Source organism: Cupriavidus alkaliphilus, assembly GCF_014191175.1.
GTDB classification, from domain to species: Bacteria; Pseudomonadota; Gammaproteobacteria; order Burkholderiales; family Burkholderiaceae; genus Cupriavidus; species Cupriavidus alkaliphilus.
The window spans coordinates 1,114,362-1,136,681 of the sequence record NZ_JACHWE010000001.1; the positions used below are offsets into that span (position 1 = coordinate 1,114,362).

Here is a 22,320-nt window from a genome sequence, read left to right on the forward strand (position 1 = left end):
GCTAGCCCATGTACGTGATCGACTGGCTGCACCGGAACGCGCAGCATTTCCCCGACAAGGTCGCGCTGGTGGACGTCGAGAGCGGCCGCCACGTGACCTATCGCCATGCCGACGAGCGTGCCAGCCGTTTCGCCGAATACCTGCGCGACCATCTGCGCCTGGCACCGGGCTCGCGCGTGGCGGTGCTGGCGCACAACAGCTCCGACTATCTCGAGATGCTGTATGGCTGCGCCAAGGCCGGCATGGTGATGGTGTGCCTGAACTGGCGCCTGCCCGCGGCCGAACTGCTGCCGATCCTGCACGACTGCACGCCGCAAGTGCTGATCGCGGGCGACGGCTTTCTGGGCGTGGCGGCGGAACTGGCCAGTGCGGTGCCGCTGCGCGCGGTGCTGCACCTGGCCGATGACGAAGCCGCCGACGTGCCCGGCGGCTGGCCCGAGTATGAAGCCGTGCTCGATGCCGCGTCCGGACGCATCATCGAGATGCCGTGCCGCGACGAGAACGAAATCTGGCACCTGCTGTACACCTCAGGCACCACCGGCAAGCCCAAGGGCGTGATCCAGACCTACGGCATGGTGTTCTTCAACGCCGTCAACGCGATGCTGGCGAACCAGATCACGCGCGACGACGTGTTCCTCAACGTGCTGCCGTTCTTCCATACCGGGGGGCTGAACCTGTATGCCAACCCGGTGCTGCACGCCGGCGGCACCGTGCACATCATGCGGCAGTTCGAGCCGCAGGCGGTCCTGGCCCGGCTCGACCGCGGCAGCGGCGAGGGCATCTCCATGTTCTTCGCCGTGCCGGCGGTGTACCTGTTCCTGAGCCAGCATCCGCGCTTCGCACAAACGGATCTGTCCGGCGTGCGCAACATGGCGGCGGGCGGCTCGCCGGTGCCCCGGCCGTTGCTCGAAGCCTACCTGGCCAAGGGCGTGACCATCCGCTTCGGCTTCGGCATGACCGAGACGGGCCCCACGGTCTTCGTTTGCGACGAGGACACCGCGCGCCGCAAGCTCGGCAGCATCGGCAAGCCGGTGGGGTCGATGCTGACCCGCATCGTCAATCCGCTCGGCGTCGACGCAGGCCCCGGCGAGCGCGGCGAATTGCTGATCAAGGGGCCGGGCGTGACGCCGGGCTACTGGAACCTGCCCGAGGCCACCGCGCAGGCGCTGCGCGACGGCTGGCTGCATTCCGGCGACATCGCCTATTGCGACGAGGACGGCGACTACTACATCGTCGACCGGGCCAAGGACATGTTTATCTCGGGCGGCGAGAACATCTATCCGGCCGAGGTCGAGAACGTGCTGTTCCAGCTGCCGGGCGTGGCCGAGGCCGCGGTGATCGGCACGCCGGACCCGCGCTGGGGCGAGGTCGGCATGGCCCTGGTGGTGCTGCGCCCCGGTGCGGCGCTGGACACCGATGCCGTGATCGCCCACTGCAAGGCGCACCTGGCCGGCTACAAGGTGCCGCGCCAGGTGCGCTTTCTCGAGGCGTTGCCACGTACGCCGTCCGGCAAGGTGGAAAAGCACAAGCTGCGTGCGGCCCTTGCCGGCAACACCGGCTGAGGTGCGCACCGGTTGCCGTGGTTTGATGTTGTACCCGTTGTTCGCGGTCGCAGTCTTCGCAGTTTTCGCAGTCTTCCATCGACGTATGTCTCGACGGCCCCGAGGCGGGGCGACAGAAGGAGGTTGACATGCAATCCACTCAGCATTTGCCGCGGCGGCACCGCGGCCTCAGGCTCACGGCGCTGGCGGCGGCCGCAACGATGCTGGCCGCTTGCGGCTCCAGCGACGACAACGGCAACGGCGGCAACCCCAATACCAAGCCCGCCTATATCGGCGCGGTTACCACCAGCAGCTACGACGGCGCCACCGACGACCTGCTGACCGCAGGGCTGGGCAAGGACGGTCTGGCGGGCAGCACGGCACCACTGCCGCTCAACCCGGCCGCACCGACCGCGGCGGAGCTGCGGCGCTATGCGATCTATACCAACTATCGCGCCATTGTCGATACCAGCGCCGGCGGCGGCTATGGCTCGCTCTATGGGCCCAACATCGACGCGCAGGGCAATGTCACGGCGTCGGAAGGCAAGGTCGCGGGCGTCGAGTACGTGGCGTACTCGGACGACGGCTCGGGCCAGCAGAACGTGACCATGCTGGTGCAGATACCGAGCACGTTCAACCCCGCCAGGCCGTGCCTGATCACCGCGACCTCGTCGGGCTCGCGCGGCGTGTATGGCGCCATCGGCACCGGCGAATGGGGCCTGAAGCGCGGCTGCGCGGTGGCCTATACCGACAAGGGCACCGGCGCCGCGCCGCATGACCTGGATACCGACACGGTGCCGCTGATCGACGGCACCCGCACCACGCGCGCGGCCGCCGGCAAGAACGCGCACTTTGCTGCGCCGGCCGGCGCCACCTCGCTGGCCGAATTCACCGCCGCCAACCCGCACCGGCTCGCGTTCAAGCACGCGCACTCGCAGCGCAACCCGGAGAAGGACTGGGGCAGGTTCACGCTGCAGGCGGTGGAGTTCGCGCTGTGGGCCATCAATGACCGCTTCGGCGCCGTGTCGGCCAACGGCACGCGCCAGCGCACGCTGGGCCAGGACCAGGTGCTGGTGATCGCATCGAGCGTGTCCAATGGCGGCGGCGCCGCCGTGGCGGCCGCGGAACAGGATGCCGGCGGCCTGATCGACGGCGTCGCGGTGGCCGAGCCCAACCTGAACATGCCGCCCAATACCGGCATCGTGGTGCGTCGCGGCGCGGCACAGGTGGCGGCGTCAGGCCTGACGCTGTACGACTACACCACCACCGCCAACCTGCTGCAGCACTGCGCCGGGCGTGCCACTGCGCTGGCGCAGGCGCCGTTCTACACCAACCCGACCATGGCGCCGTTCTTCGCCGCGCGCTGCCAGACGCTGGCCGAGAAAGGGCTGGTCACCGGTGCCAACACCGACCAGCAGAGCGCCAGCGCGCTGCAGGCGCTGCGTGCCGCCGGCTGGGAAGCGGAATCGGACGACCTGCACCCGTCGCTGGCCGCGTTCGACGTAGCGGCCGCGATCTCGGTCACCTACGCCAACGCCTATGCGCAGGCCAGCGTGACCGACCGCTTGTGCGGCTACAGCTTTGCCGCCACGCTGACCGACCTGAAGCCCGCCGCGATCGCGCCGGCCGCGCTGGCGTCGATGTACGCCACCGGCAACGGCATTCCGCCGCAGGCGCCGGTCCAGCTGATCAACGACCGCGATCCGCAGCACGGGCCCTATCTGAACCTGCCGTCCGTGTCCGCCTCGACTCAGCGCGCCGACCTCAACTACGACGGCGCCAGCTGCCTGCGCAACCTGCTGACCGGCGCCGATGGCGCGGCACTTGCGCTCCAGGCCGGCCAGGCGCTGACGCTGCGCAATGGCAACCTGCGCGGCAAGCCGGCGCTGATCGTGCATGGGCGCAGCGACGCGCTGCTGCCGGTCAACCATACCTCGCGCCCCTACCTGGGCCTGAACCGCCAGCAGGAAGGCGTGACCAGCAAGCTGTCCTACGTGGAGGTCGAAAACGCCCAGCACTTCGATGCCTTCATCGGCCTGGTGCCGGGCTACAGCAACCGCTATGTGCCGCTGCACGTCTACCTGAACCGGGCCCTCGACGCGGTCTACGACAACCTGACCGCCGGCAAGGCGCTGCCGCCCTCGCAGGTGGTGCGGACCACGCCGCGCGGCGGCACCCTCAACACCCCGGCGCCGGCGCTGTTGCCGTCCAACGTGCCGCCGTTCGCCGCCACGCCGGCGCCCGGCAACGCCATCACCGTCAACGCCAATACCGTACAGGTGCCCGACTGATGCACGACGACCCGCCGCGCGTGCTGTCGCAGCGCGATTTCGACCGCTTCGCCGCGCTGTCGCGCGACGACAACCCGATCCACTGCGATCCGGCCTTTGCCCGTGGCACGCATTTCGGTGCCACGGTGGCGCACGGCATGTTGCTGTTCTCGCTGCTGTGCGCGCATAGCGCGCGGCGACTGCCGCGGCCGGCCTTGCCGGTCGCGCAGACGCTGATGTTCCCAACGCCGGCGTTCGTCGGCGATGCGGTGCAGTGTGCGCTGTCTGCGCAGCCGGCGCCCGCCGGGCTTGCCGCCTACGCCACCACGGTGAGCTGTGCGGGCGGGCCCGGCCAGGCGCCGCGGGTGACGGCCGTGGGCGAGTCGCGCTGGCTGGCGGACGCGGCTCCTGCCGCACTGGCCGGCCAGTCGGCCGGAGCGGACCCGGTTGCGCAGGACGGCGACGCGGCCCTGTACGGCCTGCGTCCGGGCCAGCAGGCGGCCGCGGCTCGGGCCTTCACCGCTGCGGACCTGGACGAGTACATCGCGCTCACCGGCGATGCCAACCCGTTCCACGCCGATGCGGACTTCGCGCGCGCGCGCGGTTTCGCCGGGCCCGTGGTGCCGCTGCCATTGCTGGCCGGCATGTTCTCGGACCTGCTCGGCACCCGGTTGCCCGGGCGCGGCACCGGCTGGATGAAGCAGTCGCTGCGGCTGGCCGCGCCGGCCCGGCTGGACGAACCGCTGACGGCCCGCGTGCGCATCGTGCGGCTGCGCGCGGACAAGGACCTGGTCAATCTCGCCAGCGTGGTCACCGGCGCCGACGGCCGGGTGGTGGTGCAGGGCGAGTCGCTGGTGCTGGTGCGCAACCTCGCCGACAAGGCCGCTGAGCGCGCCGCGTAGCGGCTGCGTATCTCGGGCATCACATGGGGTAATCCAGGCGTGCCCGCGCGGCGCTACGCCGGATGGCGCGATTGCGCGCGGAATGCGGCCTTGAAATGTCACGGCAAAGCCTTATCTTTCGGTATGACATCGAGTGTCCGGCAGGGCATACGGGCGCGCCGGCAACCGGCCGGCGCCATCGCCCCCGCATCAGGACACGACCTATCCGAGAGAGGGAATCCTTATGCGTCTTGACAAGCTGACCACCCGGTTCCAGGAAGCGCTGGCTGATGCGCAAAGCCTGGCGCTGGCCAACGACAACCAGTACATCGATCCGCAGCACGTGCTGCGTGCCCTGCTGGCGCAGGACGACGGCGCCGCCAAGGCGCTGCTGGCGCGCGCCGGCGCCAACGTGCAGGGCCTGCAGACCGCGCTGGACGCGGCCATCAAGCGGCTGCCGCAGGTGCAGGGCACCAGCGAGGTCCAGATCGGCCGCGACCTGGTGAACCTGCTCAATGCCACCGAGAAGGAAGCGATCAAGCGCGGCGACCAGTTCATCGCCAGCGAGCTGTTCCTGCTGGCCGTCGCCGACGACAAGGGCGACGCCGGCCGCCTCGCCCGCGAGCACGGACTCAACCGCAAGTCGCTCGAGTCGGCGATCCAGGCCGTGCGCGGCGGCGATTCGGTCAACAGCGCCGAGGCCGAAGGCCAGCGCGAAGCCCTGAAGAAGTACACCATCGACCTGACCGAGCGCGCCCGTATCGGCAAGCTCGATCCCGTGATCGGCCGCGACGACGAAATCCGCCGCGCGATCCAGATCCTGCAGCGCCGCACCAAGAACAACCCGGTGCTGATCGGCGAGCCGGGCGTCGGCAAGACGGCCATCGTCGAAGGCCTGGCGCAGCGCATCGTCAACGGCGAGGTGCCGGAAAGCCTGAAGAACAAGCGCGTGCTGGTGCTGGACATGGCCGGCCTGCTGGCCGGCGCCAAGTACCGCGGCGAGTTCGAGGAACGGCTCAAGGCCGTGCTGAACGACGTCGCCAAGGACGAGGGCCAGACCATCGTCTTTATCGACGAGATCCACACCATGGTCGGCGCCGGCAAGGCCGAGGGCGCGATCGACGCGGGCAACATGCTCAAGCCGGCGCTGGCGCGCGGCGAGCTGCACTGTATCGGCGCGACCACGCTGGACGAATACCGCAAGTACATCGAGAAGGATGCCGCGCTCGAGCGCCGCTTCCAGAAGGTGCTGGTGGACGAGCCGAGCGTGGAAGCCACCATCGCCATCCTGCGCGGCCTGCAGGAGAAGTATGAGCTGCACCACGGCGTCGAGATCACCGACCCGGCCATCGTCGCCGCGGCGGAGCTGTCGCATCGCTATATCACCGACCGCTTCCTGCCCGACAAGGCCATTGATCTGATCGACGAGGCCGCCGCGCGCATCAAGATGGAAATCGATTCCAAGCCGGAGTCGATGGACAAGCTCGAGCGCCGTACCATCCAGCTGAAGATCGAGCGCGAGGCGGTCAAGAAAGAAACCGATGAGGCTTCGCTGAAGCGCCTGGAACTGATCGAGCAGGAAATCACGCGCCTGGAAAAGGAGTACGCCGACCTCGATGAGATCTGGAAGGCGGAGAAGGGCGCCGCGCAGGGCACGGCCGCGCTGAAGGAAGAGATCGAGAAGGTCAAGCTGGAGATTGCCAAGCTGCAGCGCGAGGGCAAGCTGGACAAGGTGGCCGAGCTGCAGTACGGCAAGCTGCCGGGCCTGGAAGGCAAGCTCAAGGCCGCGACCGATGCCGAGGCGAGCGAGCAGAAGCAGCCCAACAAGCTGCTGCGCACGCAGGTGGGCGCCGAGGAAATCGCCGAAGTGGTCAGCCGCGCCACCGGCATCCCGGTATCGAAGATGATGCAGGGCGAGCGCGAGAAGCTGCTGAAGATGGAAGACCGCCTGCATGGGCGCGTGGTGGGCCAGGACGAGGCCGTGCGGCTGGTGTCCGACGCCATCCGTCGTTCGCGTGCCGGGCTGGCGGACGAGAACCGGCCCTATGGCTCGTTCCTGTTCCTGGGCCCGACCGGCGTCGGCAAGACCGAGCTGTGCAAGGCGCTGGCCGAGTTCATGTTCGATTCGGAAGAACACCTGATCCGCATCGACATGAGCGAATTCATGGAGAAGCACAGCGTCAGCCGCCTGATCGGCGCGCCGCCGGGATATGTCGGCTATGAAGAAGGCGGTTACCTGACCGAAGCCGTGCGCCGCAAGCCGTACAGCGTGGTGCTGCTCGACGAAGTCGAGAAGGCCCACCCGGACGTCTTCAACGTGCTGCTGCAGGTGCTGGACGACGGCCGCCTGACCGACGGCCAGGGCCGCACCGTGGACTTCAAGAACACGGTGATCGTGATGACGTCCAACCTGGGTTCGCAGATCATCCAGGCCATGAGCGGCGAGCCGCAGGAAGCGATCAAGGGCGCGGTCTGGCAAGAGGTGCGCACGCATTTCCGGCCGGAATTCCTGAACCGGATCGATGAAGTAGTGGTGTTCCACGCGCTCGACCAGAAGCATATCGAGTCGATCGCGCGCATCCAGCTGCAGCGCCTGCAGGCCCGCCTGGCCCGCATGGACATGACGCTGGAGGTCAGCGACGAGGCGCTGGAAAAAATCGCGAGCGCGGGTTACGACCCGGTGTTCGGCGCGCGGCCGCTCAAGCGCGCGATCCAGCAGCAGATCGAGAACCCGGTGGCACGGGCCATCCTCGAGGGCAAGTTCGCGGCCAAGGACCTGGTGCCGGTGGATTATGCCGATGGCGAGTTCACCTTCGGGCGGAAGCTGGATTGAGCCCGGCGGTGGCCCCCGAAAAGGGGGCGCCGACAAGCTGCCGAACCATCCCTGCGCGAGAGCGCAGGGATTTTTTTTTATCATCGACGCCGTGTAATGCGGTCCGCATGCGTGCAAATATTTCACGCGGCAATGTGTGGGGGAGCCGCGGCCGCCAAGGAATGGCTGGCCGGCACCGAGTGGCACACTTTTCGCGTTACAAAAGGGTTGAGTTTCCCTACAAGGCGCTGCGCCGACGCAGCCCGATCCCCAGGAGCCCTTTATGAACGACAAGCCTTTCCTTACAGACGTCAAGACCCTGCGCGAGCGTGCCCGCCAGCACATCGACGAAGGTGCGGTGACCGCGGGCTACGCTGCGGACCGTGACACCGTGCTGAAGTTGCTGAACGACGCGCTGGCCACCGAACTGGTCTGCGTGCTGCGCTACCGTCGCCATTACTTCATGGCCAAGGGCCCGAACTCGAAGAGCGTGGCCGATGAATTCCTGGCGCATTCCAACGAAGAACAAGGCCATGCCGACCAGATTGCCGAGCGCATCGTCCAGCTGGGCGGCGAGCCTGACTTTGCGCCGGACGGCCTGACCAGCCGTTCGCATGCGGAGTATGTGGCCGGCACCTCGCTGACCGACATGATCAAGGAAGACCTGGTGGCCGAGCGCATTGCCATCGACAGCTACCGGGAGATCATCCAGTTTTTGGGCGAGCGCGACCCGACTTCGCGCCGGCTGATGGAATCGATCCTGGCGGTGGAAGAGGAGCATGCCGACGAGATGGCCGACCTGTTGAGCCGGCAGGGCGGCGGCTGATGCGATTGCCGCGCACTTGATATTGGTCAAGCCGCGGCCGCGGCCGGCCCGATAAGATCTGCCCTGTCATGGAGATGCGGGGGCGCTCTTCATGACTTGTCTACCCGTTTCCAGAATGGAAACTTCGCCCGCACCGGTTTGCCGGTGCGGGCGTTTTCTTTTGGGCGTGCTGTTTGCGCCACCTGTGCCCTGGGTTTCGCGGCGCGGTGAGTATCCCTTCCCGGGCATGCCCATATTTCCGCCGGATCTTATGCAGAAAACGGCGAAGGATCGGCGAAACCCTTCGTTCCGTTCGGATTGCCCCGTCGGTAGTCTTGCTCCTGACACCAGCCCGCCCGCCAGGCGGGCCACGCAAACAGGCGCAAGGCGCCATTCACGACACTGACGGGAGCAACACAAGATGATTCGCAAACTGGCCATCGGCCTGGCCGTGCTGGCAGCAATCGGCGCGGCGCAGACCGCGAGCGCTGCCAACCTGCTGAACGTTTCCTACGATCCGACGCGCGAGCTGTATGTCGATGTCAACGCCGCCTTCGCCAAGGCCTGGAAGGCGCAGGGTGGCGACGCCGTGAACGTGCGCCAGTCGCACGGCGGCTCGGGCAAGCAGGCGCGCTCGGTGATCGACGGGCTCGACGCCGACGTGGTCACGCTGGCGCTGGGCTACGACATCGACGCCATCGCCGAAAAGGGCCTGATCAAGCCGGACTGGCAGAAGCGCCTGCCGCACAACGCCTCGCCGTACACCTCCACCATCGTGTTCCTGGTGCGCAAAGGCAATCCCAAGGGCATCAAGGACTGGGGCGACCTGGTCAAGCCCGGCGTGCAGGTGATCACCCCCAATCCCAAGACCTCGGGCGGCGCGCGCTGGAACTACCTGGCGGCATGGGGCTATGCGCTGCGCCAGCCGGGCGGCAACGATGCCAAGGCGCGCGACTTCGTCGGCGAACTGCTCAAGCATGTGCCGGTGCTGGATTCGGGCGCGCGCGGCGCCACCACCACCTTTGTCGAACGCGGCTTGGGCGATGTGCTGATCGCGTGGGAGAACGAAGCCATCCTGGCGATCAAGGAGCTGGGCCCGGACAAGTTCGACATCGTCGCGCCGTCGGTGTCGATCCTGGCCGAGCCGCCGGTGGCGGTGGTCGACAAGGTGGTCGACAAGAAGGGCACGCGCAAGGCGGCCGAGGCCTACCTGCAGTTCCTCTACACCGATGAAGGGCAGGAGATCGCGGCGAAGAATTACTACCGCCCCATCTCGCAGAAGGTCGCGGCCAAGTATGCCGCCAATTTCCCGAAGGTGAAGTTGTTCACCATCGACGAGGTGTTCGGCGGCTGGCAGAAGGCGCAGAAGACTCACTTCGCCGACGGCGGCTCGTTCGACCAGATCTACCAGCCCGGCAAGAAATAAGACCCCCAGACCGGCGCGCCGGGCCGCGTGGGGCGGCCGCGGCGTCGACCGGTCCATCCGAACAAGGAAGCCCGATGTCCATCCTGACGCTCTCCGGCAGCCCGTCGGCCCAGTCCCGCTCCGGTCTCGTGCTGGCGCACCTGCGCACGGCGCTCGAGGCTGCCGGCGAACGCACCCGCCATCTCGAGCTGCGCGAGCTTCCCGCCGGCCCGCTGCTGGCCGCGCGCGCCGACGACCCGGCCATCGATGCCGCCACCCGTGCCGTGGCCGAGGCGCAGGTGGTGGTACTGGCCACGCCGGTCTACAAGGCCGCCTACAGCGGCCTGCTCAAAGCCTTCCTGGACATGCTGCCGCAGACCGGTCTGCGCGACAAGATCGTGTTGCCGATCGCCACGGGTGGCAGCCTCGCGCATGCGCTGGCGATCGACTACGCGCTGCGGCCGGTGCTGGCCGCACTCGGCTCGCGCCAGATCCTGCCCGGCATCTTCGCCGTGGACCAGCAGATCGAAGCGGTCGATGCCGCCGGCGCGCGCCAGGGGCGCTTCGATGCCGCGCTGGCGGCGCGGCTGGACGAAGGCGTCCTGCGCGTGCGCGATGCGTTGGCGCATGCCCGCATCGAGGTGCCGCTCGACGTGGTGCCCGGCGCCTATGTCCGCCGCGCCGCCGCGGTCGCGGCGGCCGGGCGATGTTCCGCCTGAACTGATGGCTTGACTGTAGTGGCGCCGGCCAGCCCGGCGCAATGGCAGCGACACCATGCCACCCGCCACGCGGGGCCGGCAGGGCGGCGTGCTGCCGCAACCATCCCGGACATCGATCCGGCCCGCAGCACATCGGCGCGGGCCACGGAGGACCTCACATGACAACGACCGACCCGTTGCGCGCGGCAAGCCGGCGCCGCCGCCTCATTACCGCAGCGCTGGTGCTCGCCGCTGGCCTGGCCTACGGAATTCTGCCCGGCCAGGCCGAAGCACAATCGAACCACATCGATCCCAAGGTGCTGCGCATCGGCTACCAGAAGTACGGCACGCTGACGCTGCTGAAGGCGCGCGGCTCGCTGGAGAAGCGACTGACGGCGCAAGGCATCAGCATCAGGTGGACCGAGTTTCCGGCGGGGCCGCAACTGCTCGAGGGGCTCAATGTGGGCGCCATCGACTTCGGCACCGTCGGCGAGGCGCCGCCGATCTTCGCGCAGGCAGCGGGAGCGCAGCTGGTCTATGTCGGCAACGAGCCACCGGCGCCGGTGGCGGAAGCCATCGTCGTGCCCAGGGGCTCGACGCTGCGCTCGGTCGCAGACCTGCGCGGCAAGCGCGTAGCGCTGAACAAGGGCTCGAACGTGCATTACCTGCTGGTGCGCCAGCTGGAACAGGCCGGCATTCCCTACAGCGAGATCCAGCCGGTCTACCTGCCGCCGGCCGACGCGCGCGCCGCCTTCGAGCGGGGCGCGGTGGATGCGTGGGTGATCTGGGACCCGTTCCTCGCCGCCGCCGAGAAGCAGCTGGGCGCGCGCGTGCTGGCCGACGGCCGCGGCGCGGATGGCAAGAACGTGGTCAGCAACCACCAGTTCTACCTTGCCTCACGCCCCTATGCCCAGGCCCGGCCGGAAATCGTCGGCCTGATCCTGGAGGAACTGGCGACGCTCGGCACCTGGGCGCAACAGCATCCGAAGGAGGCCACCACGGTGCTGGCCGGTGAAACCGGGCTGCCGGCCGATGTGCTCGCGCTTGCGGTGTCGCGCTTCTCGTACGGCGCGCGCCCGGTCAGCGCCGAGGTGCTGGCCGAGCAGCAACGCATAGCCGATGCCTTTCATGCGCTGAAGCTGATTCCCAGGCCGGTCAAGGTCGCCGATGCACGCTGGACCGCGCCGCAGCAGCAGGCCAGGCGCTAACCCGCAAGCCAAGAAGAACAGGAGCACGACATGCAAGTATTCTGGTTCATCCCTACCCATGGCGACAGCCATTACCTGGGCACTTCCGAAGGCGCGCGCGCGGTCGGTCTCGATTACCTCAGGCAGGTGGCCGTGGCCGCCGACACGCTCGGCTATGAAGGCGTGCTGATCCCGACGGGCCGTTCGTGCGAAGACCCGTGGGTGGTCGCATCGGCGCTGGCCGCGGTCACGCAGCGCCTGAAATTCCTGGTGGCGGTCCGCCCCGGACTGATGGCGCCGACCCTGGCTGCGCGCATGGCCGCGACCTTCGACCGCATTTCCAACGGCCGCTTGCTGATCAATCTCGTCACCGGCGGCGATCGCGCCGAGCTGGAGGGCGACGGCCTGTTCCTCGACCACGCCGAACGCTACGAGGCCTCGGCCGAATTCCTGCGCATCTGGCGCCAGGTGCTGGCCGCCAGCCATGACGGCGACAAGGTCGACTACGAGGGCAGCCACCTGAGCGTGAAGGGCGCCACCGTGCTCTATCCGCCGCTGCAGCGGCCGCATCCGCCGGTGTATTTCGGCGGTTCGTCGGCGCCGGCGCATGCGCTGGCGGGCGAGCAGGTCGATACCTACCTGACCTGGGGCGAGCCGCCCGCGGCGGTGGCGCAGAAGCTGGACGACGTGCGCCGCCACGCCGCGCGCCACGGCCGCACGGTGAAGTCCGGCATCCGGCTGCATGTGATCGTGCGCGAAACCGATGCCGCGGCGTGGTCCGCGGCCGAGGACCTGATCAGCCGGCTGGATGACGAAACCGTGGCGCGCGCGCAGGCCGTGTTCGCCAACATGGATTCCGAGGGCCAGCGCCGCATGGCCGCGCTGCATGCGGGCGGCACGCGCCGCACGCGCGAGGCGCTGGAGATCAGCCCCAACCTGTGGGCTGGTGTCGGCCTGGTGCGCGGCGGCGCCGGCACCGCGCTGGTGGGCGACCCGCATACCGTCGCCGAGCGCCTGCGCGAATACGCCGCGCTGGGCATCGACACCTTCGTGCTGTCCGGCTATCCGCACCTCGAAGAGGCCTACCGTTTCGCCGAACTGGTGTTCCCGCTGCTGCCGCGCGCGAAGTTCGACACGCTGCCTGGCAAGGTGCTGTCCGGCCCGTTTGGTGAAGTCATGGCGACCGGCCTCGTGCCGCGCGCCGCGCAAAGCTGAGGAGACAACCATGACGGCTCCGCTGATACCGCCGGCGCGCCAGGCGCCGCAGGCATTGTGGCGCGCCGCGGCGCCGTGGATCGTGCCGGTGCTGCTGATCGTCGCGTGGCAGCTGGCGTCGCAGCACGGCTGGCTGTCCAGCCGCGTGTTGCCGGCCCCGCTGGCCGTGGTGCAGGCGGCGTGGGAACTGGCGCGCTCGGGCGAGCTGTGGCGGCACGTCGGCGTCAGCACCTGGCGCGCGCTGCTGGGGTTTGCCATCGGCGGCGGGCTGGGCCTGCTGCTGGGGCTGCTGACCGGCACCTTCCGCAGCGCCGCCACGCTGCTCGACAGCACGCTGCAGATGGTGCGCAACATTCCCGCGCTGGCGCTGATCCCGCTGGTGATCCTGTGGTTCGGCATCGACGAGAGCGCCAAGCTGTTCCTGGTCTCGCTGGGCGTGTTTTTCCCGGTCTACCTGAACACCTACCACGGCATCCGCTCGGTCGATGCGGGGCTGGTGGAGATGGCGCGCAGCTACGGGCTGTCCGGCTGGCAGCTGTATCGCGAGGTGATCCTGCCCGGCGCGCTGCCGGGCATCCTGGTGGGCGTGCGCTTTGCGCTGGGGCTGATGTGGGTGGTGCTGATCGTCGCGGAAACCATCTCCGCGCAATCGGGCATCGGCTACATGACCATGAACGCGCGCGAGTTCCTGCAAACCGACGTGGTGCTGGTCGGCATCCTGCTCTATGCGCTGCTGGGCAAGCTGGCCGACTGGCTCTCGCGCGGGCTGGAGCGCTACTGGCTGCGCTGGCACCCGGGCTACGCCGCGGCCTGAGCGGCGCGGCAACCAATCAAGGCAAGGAGAGCGAGATGCAGATGTATCCGGTGGAACAGGCGGCCCTGGCCGAACTGGAAGCGGGCCTGGCGCGGCGCGAGGCGTCCGCTGTGCCAGACCAGGCGCGCGCGGTGCCCGCCAAGGCGGCAGGCGGCGTGGCGCTGCGCGTGAACCAGGTAGTCAAGCGCTACGACGGCCGCACGGTGCTGCACGACGTGGCGCTCGAGGTCGCGCCGGGCGAGTTCCTCGCCATCGTCGGGCGCAGCGGTTGCGGCAAGAGCACCTTGCTGCGGCTGGTGGCCGGGCTGGAAGCGGCCGACGGCGGCAGCATCGCCATCGATGGCGAGGCCGCTGCCACGGGCAGCGCGCGGCCGGCGGACGTGCGCGTGATGTTCCAGGACGCGCGGCTGCTGCCGTGGAAGCGCGTGCTGGACAACGTGGCGCTGGGCCTGCCGCGCGCACGCCGCGCCGAAGCGGCCCAGGTGCTGGCGCAGGTGGGGCTGGCCGACCGCGCGCAGGCGTGGCCGGCCCGGCTGTCCGGTGGCCAGCGCCAGCGCGTGGCGCTGGCGCGCGCGCTGGTGCATCACCCGCAGCTGCTGCTGCTCGACGAACCGCTGGGCGCGCTCGATGCGCTGACGCGCATCGAAATGCAGGCGCTGATCGAATCGCTGTGGCGCCGGCTGGGCTTCACCGCGCTGCTGGTCACGCACGATGTTGCCGAAGCGGTGGCGCTGGCCGACCGCATCGTGCTGATCGAGGACGGCCGCATCGCCATGGATACGCGCGTTGCGCTGGCGCGGCCGCGCGAACGCGGCGCGGCGGGCTTTGCGCGATTGGAGGCCGAGGTGCTGCAGCGGGTGATGCGACCGTCGCCGGCCGCCGTGCCCACCGCAACCGCCGCAACCGCCGCGCCCGCGCCGCCGAATGTGAGCTGGGCGGCCTGACGGCGGCGCGCCCGGCCAGGCTTGCGCCGTGGTGCCGGCCGACGCATATCGACAGTCCTTAATCTTCATACGCCGGTGCCCGCCAAGCTCCTATCATGAGCAGGCAGGCGGCCGCCGGCATCGCGCTTGCCCTTACCAATCAGGACCGCCGGCCCGAGTGGCCCGGTCAACCCAAGGATCACCATGCCAGGCGTGCATGAACCCACGGGCGCAGCGTCTGCGCTCCAACGCTATCTCGAATCGCTGCCGCGCCAGCCGCTGGCGGACCGGCAGCTGTGGCGCGATGCGCGCGGGCAGGTGCAGGGCCAGTTCTTCAACTGCTCGCTGACCAGCGCGTTCGAGCCGCTGGTAACGCTGGCGGACCGGCAGGTGGTGGCGCATGAAGGGGCCATCCATACCTATGCCGAGGACGGCGTCGGCCTGGCGGCATGGAAGCTGTTCGCGATGGCGGCGGACGATCACACGCTGGTGTCGCTGGACCGGCTCTCGCGCCTGCTGCATGCCATCAACTACTTTGCCGCGGACGGCGAGCACAAGCTGGTGCTGAACGTGCACAATCGGTTGCTGGCCGCGGTGGCCGACGACCACGGCGCGGCCTTCCGGCGCGCGCTGCAGTCGCTGGGGTTGCCGCCGGAGCGCTTCGTGATCCAGGTGCCGGCCAGCGCCAATGATGACCTCGGGCTGCTGCTGCATGTGGTCGGCAACTACCGGCGCAATGGCTTCGCGGTGAGCCTGCAGGCGTCGGATCCGGCGGAGGCGGGCGCGCTGATGGCGCATGCGCTGCCGGACTGGCTCAAGCTGGACATGCGCCGCACCTGGACCGACCGCCAGCTGTCGGGCCTGCGCGCCAGCGCGGCCAGCGCCGGCGTCACGCTGATCGGGCGGCGCCTGCAGGATGCCGAGAGCGTCGAGCGCCTGCAGGCCGCCGGCATCGGGCTGGGGCAGGGGGCCTTTGCCGGCGGGCTGGTGAGCGCTGCCGGGCTGCGCGCGCTGGAGGGGGCGGCCACGCACGCCGCGACATCGCATGCACTAAGCGAGGAGCCGGTATGACGCAATCGGACAGGACCGCGTCGGGCCGCGCCATGCGGCCGGAAATTCCGCGCCATCTGCAGGTGCTGACGGTGCCCGGCTTGCACGGCAGCGGCCCGGGGCACTGGCAGAGCCGCTGGGAGCAGCAGTTTCCGGACTGGCAGCGGATCGAACAGCACGACTGGTCGCGCCCGAGCCTGCCGCTGTGGGCCGAGCGCGTTTCAGAAGGGGTGATGCGGGCCCGGCGCGTGGCCGCGCGCGGGGCCGTGCTGGTGGCGCACAGCTTTGGTTGCCTGGCGACGCTGCGCCAGGCGGCGCTGGACCCGGTCGGCATCGCCGGTGCCTTGCTGGTGGCACCGGCGGATCCGGACAAGTTCGGCGTGGCGGCCTTGCTGCCCACCTACCGGCTTCCGTTCCCGACCATTCTCGCGGCCAGCCGCAACGACCCGTGGATGCCGCAGCGCACCGCGTTCTCGTGGGGCACGCTGTGGGGCAGCGAACTGGTCGACGTGGGCCATCTTGGCCATATCAATGCCGATTCGGGACTAGGCGAGTGGCCCGAAGGGCTCGCGCTGCTCGATACGCTGGTGCAGCGCATCGGCCAAGCCGGCGATACCGGCACACAAAGTGCGTCAGACACCCCTTGGGAGGCCGGGGTCGAGGTCGCCACGACGGTCCCTTATATCTAAAGCGTCTAAGAAAATTCATAAAGATTCGTTCTTTTTATAAAGGCGGCTCTGCAGAATCTGTCTCGTAGGCCGGCGCAATATGCGCCGGCGTCATAAAGAACGGCGCGCCGGACCAGGCCACCAGGCCCTGGCAGCGCACCGCTCACAGACGAGACGACATGCCTCCATCCATTTCCCTGGCGGACACGCCGCCGCCAGCCGCGCCCCGCGCGCCCGGGTCCGGTGCCGCGCCCGCGCCGCGCCAGCCGTCCACGCAGCGCTTCACCGTGCTGCCGGGCTTCGGCCTGTCGCTCGGCTTCACACTGTTCTACCTGACGCTGATCGTGCTGGTGCCGCTGTCGGCCACGTTCCTGAAGACGTTCACGATGACGTGGGACGCGTTCTGGACCGCGATCACGGCGCCGCGCGTGGTGGCATCGCTGCAGCTGAGCTTCGGCGCGTCGCTGATCGCCGCCATCGTCAATACGGTGTTCGGACTGATCGTGGCGTGGGTGCTGGTGCGCTACCGCTTTGTCGGCAAGCGCCTGATCGATGCGCTGGTCGACCTGCCGTTCGCGCTGCCGACCGCGGTGGCGGGCATCGCGCTGACCGCGCTGTTCGCCGGCAATGGCTGGATCGGCCGCTACCTGGAGCCGCTCGGCATCAAGGTCGCGTTCACGCCGCTGGGAGTGGTGGTGGCGCTGACCTTTATCGGCCTGCCGTTCGTGGTGCGCACGGTGCAGCCGGTGCTGGAAGACGTCGAGCAGGAACTGGAAGAGGCCGCCGCCAGCCTCGGCGCCAACCGGCTGCAAACCTTCCGCCGCGTGATCCTGCCGGCGATCCTGCCGGCGCTGCTGACCGGGTTTGCGCTGTCGTTCGCGCGCGCCACCGGCGAGTACGGCTCGGTGGTGTTTATCTCGGGCAACATGCCGATGGTGTCCGAGATCGCGCCGCTGATGATCTATTCCAAGCTGGAGCAGTACGACTACGCCGGCGCGACCGCGGTGGCGGTGGTGATGCTGGTGATCTCGTTCGGGCTGCTGCTGCTGATCAACCTGCTGCAGGCCTGGACGCGCCGCCACCAGTCGGGTGCGCGCGCCGCGCTGGCCGCCGAAGCGCCCGCCTCGGGCAAGGAGTTCTGAGATGGCCGGAGCAATCTCGGCACGCCTCGGCGGGCACGGCAGCGCCAGCGGACATCACCGCTTCGACGCCACCGGCGAGGCGCCATGGGTGCGCTACACGCTGATCGCGGTGGCGGTGCTGTTCCTGACGCTGTTCCTGTTCGTGCCGCTGGCGTCGGTGTTCTACGAAGCCTTGCGCAAGGGCGTGCAGACCTACTGGGAAGCGCTGGTCGAGCCCGATGCGCTGGCCGCGATCCAGCTCACGCTGACGGTCGCGGCGATCGCGGTGCCGCTGAACGTGGTGTTCGGCGTGGCGGCGGCGTGGGCCATTGCCAAGTTCGACTTCCGCGGCAAGAACCTGCTGATCACGCTGATCGACCTGCCGTTCTCGGTGTCGCCGGTGATCTCCGGTCTGGTCTATGTGCTGCTGTTCGGCGCGCAGGGCTGGCTGGGCCCGTGGCTGGAAGCGCACGACATCAAGATCATGTTCGCGGTGCCGGGCATCGTGCTGGCCACCATCTTCGTGACCTTCCCCTTCGTCGCGCGCGAGCTGATCCCGCTGATGCAGGCGCAGGGCAGCGAAGAAGAAGAGGCCGCGATCGTGCTGGGCGCGTCGGGCTGGCAGACCTTCCGCCATGTCACGCTGCCCAATATCCGCTGGGGCCTGCTGTACGGCGTGATCCTGTGCAATGCGCGCGCGATGGGCGAGTTCGGCGCGGTGTCGGTGGTGTCGGGCCATATCCGCGGGCTGACCAACACCATGCCGCTGCATGTGGAGATCCTCTACAACGAATACAACTTCGCGGCCGCGTTCGCGGTGGCGTCGCTGCTGACCCTGCTGGCGCTGGTCACGCTGGGCATCAAGACGCTGGTGGAATGGCGCGCCCGCAAGGAAACCGAAGAGGCCGCGCCGGAGCGGCCGCTGGCAAGCCTGCCGGCTTCAGTGCAAGGACAAGCATCATGAGCATCCAGGTCAAGAACGTAGAGAAGCGCTTTGGCGATTTCGTCGCGCTGGACAATGTTTCGCTCGATTTCGACGAGGGCGAGCTGACCGCGCTGCTGGGACCGTCCGGCTGCGGCAAGACCACGCTGCTGCGCATCATCGCCGGGCTGGAGCGCGCCGACGCCGGCCAGATCGTGCTGGCCGGGCGCGATGCCTCGGACCAGCACGTGCGCCAGCGCCAGGTGGGCTTCGTGTTCCAGCACTACGCGCTGTTCAAGCATATGAGCGTGTTCGAGAACGTGGCCTTCGGCCTGCGCGTGAAGCCGCGCGCCGAGCGGCCGAACGAGGCGCAGATCCGCGAGAAGGTGCATGCGCTGCTCGACCTGGTCCAGCTCGACTGGCTGGCCGACCGCTACCCTTCGCAGCTCTCTGGCGGGCAGCGCCAGCGGATCGCACTGGCGCGTGCGCTGGCGGTGGAGCCGCGCGTGCTGCTGCTCGACGAACCGTTCGGCGCGCTCGATGCCAAGGTGCGCAAGGAACTGCGCCGCTGGCTGCGGCGCCTGCACGACGAGCTGCATGTGACCAGCGTGTTCGTCACGCATGACCAGGAAGAAGCGCTGGAAGTGGCCGACCAGGTGGTGCTGATGAACCGCGGCCGTGTCGAGCAATACGGCTCGCCCGAGGCGGTCTACAACCATCCGGCCACGCCCTTCGTGTTCGGCTTCCTCGGCAACGTGAACCTGTTCCACGGCCGGCTCGAAGTGGGCGAGAGCGGTGGCCTGCTGCATACCGGCGAGGCGGTGCTGCCGGTGGTCGGCAGCGGCCACGAGACCGCCGGCGACGCGGTCGCCTATGTCCGTCCGCACGACCTGGACCTGGAGCGCTATGCGCCCGGCGCCGACGGCATTGCCGTGACGCTGCGCCGCGCGCTGACGCTGGGCCCGGTGGCGCAGCTCGAACTCGAGCGCGAAGACAACCAGGACGTGATCGAGGTGGCGCTGCCGCTCGAGCGCTTCCGCCACGCGGGCTTCCGCGAAGGCGAGCTGCTCGCCGTGCGCCCGCGCCAGCTGCGCGTCTTTACGCAGGCCAGCGGCACTGCCCCCACCAAAAAACAAGAGGCCACGCGATGAACTTCCAGCAACTCCGATCGATCCGCGAGGCGGTGCGCCGCCAGTTCAACCTGACCGAGGTCGCCAACGCGCTCTATACCTCGCAGCCCGGCGTGTCGCGCCAGATCCGCGAGCTGGAGGAAGAGCTGGGGGTGGAGATCTTCGAGCGCTACGGCAAGCGCCTGACCGGGCTGACCGAACCCGGCCGCGAGATCGTGCGCATCGTCGAGCGCCTGCTGCTCGAGGCCGAGAACCTGCGCCAGGCCGGCGACGAATACGCCGGCCGCCACACCGGCCGGCTCACCGTCGCCACCACCCACACCCAGGCGCGCTACGCCCTGCCGCGCGTGGTGCAGGCGTTCCGCCGCGAATACCCGCATGTGACGCTGGCACTGCAGGAGGCGTCGCCCACGCATATCGTCGAGCTGCTGCTGACCGGGCAGGCCGATATCGGCATCGCCACCGAGGCGCTGGCGACCGAGGCCGGGCTGACCTCGTTCGAGGCCTACAGCTGGCAGCACGTGCTGGTGGTGTCGCCGGAACATCCGCTTACGCGCCTGCCGGAACCGACGCTCGAAGACGTGGCGGGCTTCCAGCTCATTACCTACGACGCCGGCTTCACCGGCCGCCGCAAGATCGACAGCGCCTTTGCCGAGGCCGGGCTGCAACCCGAGATCGTGCTGACGGCGCTGGACGCGGACGTGATCAAGACCTATGCCGAACTTGACCTGGGCGTCGGCATCATCGCGTCGATGGCCTATGACGAACGCAAGGACTCCGGGCTGGTACGGATCTCGGCAGACCACCTGTTCGCGCCCAACACCACCAGCGTGGCGGTGCGCCGCGGCGCCTACCTGCGCGGCTATGCGCACGCCTTCATCAACATGTTCGCGCCACACCTGTCGCGCGACACCGTAAGCAGCGTGCTGTCCGAGCAGGACCGCCAGGCGCTGGCCGCCTGATCCGGCGCGCGGCGCCGGCAGCACCCGCGGGGCCAGGCGGATACGCCGTCCGCCCCCGCCCGGTGCCGTTCGCACCCCGTGCCCGCCGTTCGTCGCAACAGACTTTCTTCTACCCCCGCCCCGGGGTACATTCCCTGCACGTGCCCGCGCTGGCATTCCGGCCAGTGCCGCACGTGTACCGCAGCGCAGCAAAGTTTGCGCGCGGCCGCCGGCCGGCAAGGGGCCGGGCAAGGGAGAGAGAGACGATCATGCGCGACGACGAACCGCTGCTGCGCTGGCAGTGGCGCGGCTATGCCCGCAACCACCAGGATCCCCGCAACCTGCTGCTGCATATCGTGGCCGTGCCGATGTTCATGGCCGGTACCGTGCTGGGCCTTTATGGCCTGCTGCGCCTGAACCTGCCGGCGATCGCGCTGGGGCTGGTGTGCATGGGCATGTCGATGGCGCTGCAAGGCCGCGGCCACCGGCTGGAGGCCCACGCGCCCGAGCCGTTTGCCGGACCGGCCGACATCGCCGGCCGCATCCTGGCCGAGCAGTGGATCACCTTTCCGCGCTATGTGCTGTCGGGGCAATGGTGGCGCGCGCTGGCGGGCCGCGGCGCGGCGCCGGCGCCTGCGCCCGCGCGGTCAGGCGACGCAACCGGGCAGGGTGGCTGACGCACCCCATGTCGCCGTCACATCACCCGCTGTATTGCGCATGGCGAAAGCCGCGCTAACATGAACGCCATGGACCGCTGCTTCACACACGCCTGCACCGCCGCCATCCCGTCCCGCCTGAATATCCTCGGGCGCGACCTGCTGTTCGTGCTGTGCATGAACTCGGTGATCGCCATCAGCCTGAACTACGGCTTCCAGACCGGCGGCACGCTGTGGCACAACTTCGTCTACAGCCAGTTGATCGGGCTGTCGATCTGGGTGCTGATCGACATCCCGCGCGTGGTGATCTGGTGGAACGACCGGCCGCGCCGCTGGCCCTTCCTGCTGCTCGCTGCGGCGGCCGTGCCCGCCGGCGTGGTGTTCGGCAGCTGGGCCACGCGCGTGGTGCTGGACCTGCCGCCCAAGTCGGCCGACGAGGCCGGCGGCATGCTGCGCATGTGCCTGGTGGTGGGCATGCTGGCGGCCGCGTCGATGATCTACTTCTACTGGTCGCGCGAGAAGCTGGCGTCGCTGGAGCGGCAGGCGGCGCTGGACGCGCTGCAGCGCGAAGAGGCCGAAAAGCAGCTGGTGCGCGCGCAGCTGATGGCGCTGCAGGCGCAGATCGAGCCGCACTTCCTGTTCAACTCGCTGGCCAACCTCGACGGGCTGATCGCCACCGATCCGCCGGCGGCGCGGCAGCTGCTGCAGCGGCTGATCGGCTTCCTGCGCATGTCGCTGGCGCATACCCGCGCCGAGCAATGCACGCTGCGGCAGGAGTTCGAATTGCTGCGCAGCTACCTCGAGATCCAGGCCATGCGCTTCGGCCAGCGGCTCTCGTACGACATCGACCTGCCGCGCGAACTGGCGAAGGTCGAGATTCCGCCGATGCTGATCCAGCCGCTGGTGGAAAACGCGGTCACGCACGGCATCGAACCCTGCATGATCGGCGGCCATATCCGGCTGTCGGCGCGCGCGGCCGGCGACAACGCGGTGCAGGTCGTGATCGCCGATACCGGGGTCGGTTTCGGCCATGCCTCGGGCAAGGGCTCGGGACTGGGCATCACCCATGTGCGCGAGCGCCTGGCGCGTATCTTTGGCGCGGCGGCGAGCATGCAGATGGAAGAGAACACGCCGCGCGGCGTGGTGGTGCGGCTGACCTTGCCACTGGAGCGCCCGGCCGAGGCGCCCACCGTGACCCAGACCGTCACCGCCATGCCGGAGGGCATGCCGGTATCCGCCCCGGCCATGCCACGGCTCTGACGCGCATTCGCTGTCGGTTCA

19 protein-coding genes are annotated in these 22,320 nt (G+C 69.0%); all 19 read left to right on the forward strand.

Annotation, left to right across the window (positions count from 1 at the left end; all coding sequences use genetic code 11):
• Positions 1 to 8: 8 nt before the first annotated feature.
• The 19 genes from FHX60_RS05310 to FHX60_RS05400 all read left to right on the forward strand — a co-directional run bounded on the left by FHX60_RS05310 (position 9) and on the right by FHX60_RS05400 (position 22,299).
• The gene (locus tag FHX60_RS05310) at positions 9 to 1,562 is read left to right on the forward strand and encodes an acyl-CoA synthetase (protein ID WP_183282685.1); all 1,554 of its coding nucleotides are present in this window, start codon (positions 9 to 11) and stop codon (positions 1,560 to 1,562) included.
• A 128-nt stretch (positions 1,563 to 1,690) separates the two neighbouring features.
• Entirely contained in the window at positions 1,691 to 3,832 is a 2,142-nt protein-coding gene (locus FHX60_RS05315) for a D-(-)-3-hydroxybutyrate oligomer hydrolase (protein ID WP_183282686.1), read from the forward strand.
• Complete coding sequence (locus tag FHX60_RS05320; RefSeq protein ID WP_183282687.1) at positions 3,832 to 4,713, forward strand: MaoC/PaaZ C-terminal domain-containing protein; 882 nt, start codon at positions 3,832 to 3,834, stop codon at positions 4,711 to 4,713. Before FHX60_RS05315 ends, FHX60_RS05320 begins: the two co-directional genes overlap by 1 nt.
• A gap of 223 nt (positions 4,714 to 4,936) precedes the next feature.
• On the forward strand, positions 4,937 to 7,525 hold the full coding sequence (clpB, locus tag FHX60_RS05325; protein WP_092308938.1) for an ATP-dependent chaperone ClpB: 2,589 nt from the start codon (positions 4,937 to 4,939) through the stop codon (positions 7,523 to 7,525).
• Positions 7,526 to 7,787: 262 nt separating this feature from the next.
• Complete coding sequence (locus FHX60_RS05330; protein ID WP_092308920.1) at positions 7,788 to 8,330, forward strand: ferritin-like domain-containing protein; 543 nt, start codon at positions 7,788 to 7,790, stop codon at positions 8,328 to 8,330.
• A gap of 400 nt (positions 8,331 to 8,730) precedes the next feature.
• Positions 8,731 to 9,735, forward strand: a complete 1,005-nt coding sequence (locus FHX60_RS05335) for a sulfate ABC transporter substrate-binding protein (RefSeq protein ID WP_116600962.1) — start codon at positions 8,731 to 8,733, stop codon at positions 9,733 to 9,735.
• Positions 9,736 to 9,809: 74 nt separating this feature from the next.
• On the forward strand, positions 9,810 to 10,433 hold the full coding sequence (gene ssuE / locus FHX60_RS05340; protein WP_183282688.1) for an NADPH-dependent FMN reductase: 624 nt from the start codon (positions 9,810 to 9,812) through the stop codon (positions 10,431 to 10,433).
• Between the two features lie 158 nt (positions 10,434 to 10,591).
• Entirely contained in the window at positions 10,592 to 11,620 is a 1,029-nt protein-coding gene (locus FHX60_RS05345; RefSeq protein WP_183282689.1) for a sulfonate ABC transporter substrate-binding protein, read from the forward strand.
• A gap of 30 nt (positions 11,621 to 11,650) precedes the next feature.
• The gene (ssuD, locus tag FHX60_RS05350; protein ID WP_183282690.1) at positions 11,651 to 12,814 is read left to right on the forward strand and encodes an FMNH2-dependent alkanesulfonate monooxygenase; all 1,164 of its coding nucleotides are present in this window, start codon (positions 11,651 to 11,653) and stop codon (positions 12,812 to 12,814) included.
• A 10-nt stretch (positions 12,815 to 12,824) separates the two neighbouring features.
• Complete coding sequence (gene ssuC, locus FHX60_RS05355) at positions 12,825 to 13,628, forward strand: aliphatic sulfonate ABC transporter permease SsuC (protein ID WP_092308905.1); 804 nt, start codon at positions 12,825 to 12,827, stop codon at positions 13,626 to 13,628.
• A 35-nt stretch (positions 13,629 to 13,663) separates the two neighbouring features.
• Complete coding sequence (locus FHX60_RS05360) at positions 13,664 to 14,572, forward strand: ATP-binding cassette domain-containing protein (protein WP_183282691.1); 909 nt, start codon at positions 13,664 to 13,666, stop codon at positions 14,570 to 14,572.
• 183 nt (positions 14,573 to 14,755) lie between these two features.
• Positions 14,756 to 15,622 carry an EAL domain-containing protein gene (locus FHX60_RS05365; protein WP_183282692.1) on the forward strand — a complete coding sequence of 289 codons (867 nt, stop codon included), beginning with the start codon at positions 14,756 to 14,758 and terminating at the stop codon, positions 15,620 to 15,622.
• Positions 15,619 to 16,290 (forward strand): RBBP9/YdeN family alpha/beta hydrolase, encoded by a 672-nt coding sequence (locus FHX60_RS05370; RefSeq protein ID WP_183282693.1) that lies wholly within the window; start codon positions 15,619 to 15,621, stop codon positions 16,288 to 16,290. Before FHX60_RS05365 ends, FHX60_RS05370 begins: the two co-directional genes overlap by 4 nt.
• A 158-nt stretch (positions 16,291 to 16,448) precedes the next feature.
• A complete protein-coding gene (cysT, locus tag FHX60_RS05375; RefSeq protein WP_112774134.1) occupies positions 16,449 to 17,411 on the forward strand; it encodes a sulfate ABC transporter permease subunit CysT in 963 nt (320 codons plus the stop codon).
• A 1-nt stretch (position 17,412) separates the two neighbouring features.
• Entirely contained in the window at positions 17,413 to 18,354 is a 942-nt protein-coding gene (cysW, locus tag FHX60_RS05380; protein WP_183282694.1) for a sulfate ABC transporter permease subunit CysW, read from the forward strand.
• A complete protein-coding gene (locus FHX60_RS05385; RefSeq protein WP_183282695.1) occupies positions 18,351 to 19,463 on the forward strand; it encodes a sulfate/molybdate ABC transporter ATP-binding protein in 1,113 nt (370 codons plus the stop codon). Before cysW ends, FHX60_RS05385 begins: the two co-directional genes overlap by 4 nt.
• Positions 19,460 to 20,404 (forward strand): CysB family HTH-type transcriptional regulator, encoded by a 945-nt coding sequence (locus FHX60_RS05390; protein ID WP_183282696.1) that lies wholly within the window; start codon positions 19,460 to 19,462, stop codon positions 20,402 to 20,404. The genes FHX60_RS05385 and FHX60_RS05390 overlap by 4 nt, the downstream gene beginning before the upstream one ends.
• A gap of 248 nt (positions 20,405 to 20,652) precedes the next feature.
• Entirely contained in the window at positions 20,653 to 21,060 is a 408-nt protein-coding gene (locus tag FHX60_RS05395) for a DUF962 domain-containing protein (protein WP_183282697.1), read from the forward strand.
• A gap of 60 nt (positions 21,061 to 21,120) precedes the next feature.
• On the forward strand, positions 21,121 to 22,299 hold the full coding sequence (locus tag FHX60_RS05400) for a sensor histidine kinase (RefSeq protein WP_092308880.1): 1,179 nt from the start codon (positions 21,121 to 21,123) through the stop codon (positions 22,297 to 22,299).
• The last annotated feature ends 21 nt before the right edge of the window (positions 22,300 to 22,320 follow it).

Bases quoted from the DNA above. Each gene is read 5' to 3' on its own strand.
- FHX60_RS05315 (WP_183282686.1), top strand. From the start codon at position 1,691: ATGCAATCCACTCAGCATTTGCCGCGGCGGCACCGCGGCCTCAGGCTC.
- ssuE (WP_183282688.1), top strand. From the start codon at position 9,810: ATGTCCATCCTGACGCTCTCCGGCAGCCCGTCGGCCCAGTCCCGCTCC.
- FHX60_RS05335 (WP_116600962.1), top strand. From the start codon at position 8,731: ATGATTCGCAAACTGGCCATCGGCCTGGCCGTGCTGGCAGCAATCGGC.
- FHX60_RS05330 (WP_092308920.1), top strand. From the start codon at position 7,788: ATGAACGACAAGCCTTTCCTTACAGACGTCAAGACCCTGCGCGAGCGT.
- FHX60_RS05360 (WP_183282691.1), top strand. From the start codon at position 13,664: ATGCAGATGTATCCGGTGGAACAGGCGGCCCTGGCCGAACTGGAAGCG.
- FHX60_RS05310 (WP_183282685.1), top strand. From the start codon at position 9: ATGTACGTGATCGACTGGCTGCACCGGAACGCGCAGCATTTCCCCGAC.
- FHX60_RS05385 (WP_183282695.1), top strand. From the start codon at position 18,351: ATGAGCATCCAGGTCAAGAACGTAGAGAAGCGCTTTGGCGATTTCGTC.
- FHX60_RS05370 (WP_183282693.1), top strand. From the start codon at position 15,619: ATGACGCAATCGGACAGGACCGCGTCGGGCCGCGCCATGCGGCCGGAA.
- cysW (WP_183282694.1), top strand. From the start codon at position 17,413: ATGGCCGGAGCAATCTCGGCACGCCTCGGCGGGCACGGCAGCGCCAGC.
- clpB (WP_092308938.1), top strand. From the start codon at position 4,937: ATGCGTCTTGACAAGCTGACCACCCGGTTCCAGGAAGCGCTGGCTGAT.
- FHX60_RS05320 (WP_183282687.1), top strand. From the start codon at position 3,832: ATGCACGACGACCCGCCGCGCGTGCTGTCGCAGCGCGATTTCGACCGC.
- FHX60_RS05390 (WP_183282696.1), top strand. From the start codon at position 19,460: ATGAACTTCCAGCAACTCCGATCGATCCGCGAGGCGGTGCGCCGCCAG.
- FHX60_RS05400 (WP_092308880.1), top strand. From the start codon at position 21,121: ATGAACGCCATGGACCGCTGCTTCACACACGCCTGCACCGCCGCCATC.
- ssuC (WP_092308905.1), top strand. From the start codon at position 12,825: ATGACGGCTCCGCTGATACCGCCGGCGCGCCAGGCGCCGCAGGCATTG.
- FHX60_RS05345 (WP_183282689.1), top strand. From the start codon at position 10,592: ATGACAACGACCGACCCGTTGCGCGCGGCAAGCCGGCGCCGCCGCCTC.
- cysT (WP_112774134.1), top strand. From the start codon at position 16,449: ATGCCTCCATCCATTTCCCTGGCGGACACGCCGCCGCCAGCCGCGCCC.
- FHX60_RS05395 (WP_183282697.1), top strand. From the start codon at position 20,653: ATGCGCGACGACGAACCGCTGCTGCGCTGGCAGTGGCGCGGCTATGCC.
- FHX60_RS05365 (WP_183282692.1), top strand. From the start codon at position 14,756: ATGCCAGGCGTGCATGAACCCACGGGCGCAGCGTCTGCGCTCCAACGC.
- ssuD (WP_183282690.1), top strand. From the start codon at position 11,651: ATGCAAGTATTCTGGTTCATCCCTACCCATGGCGACAGCCATTACCTG.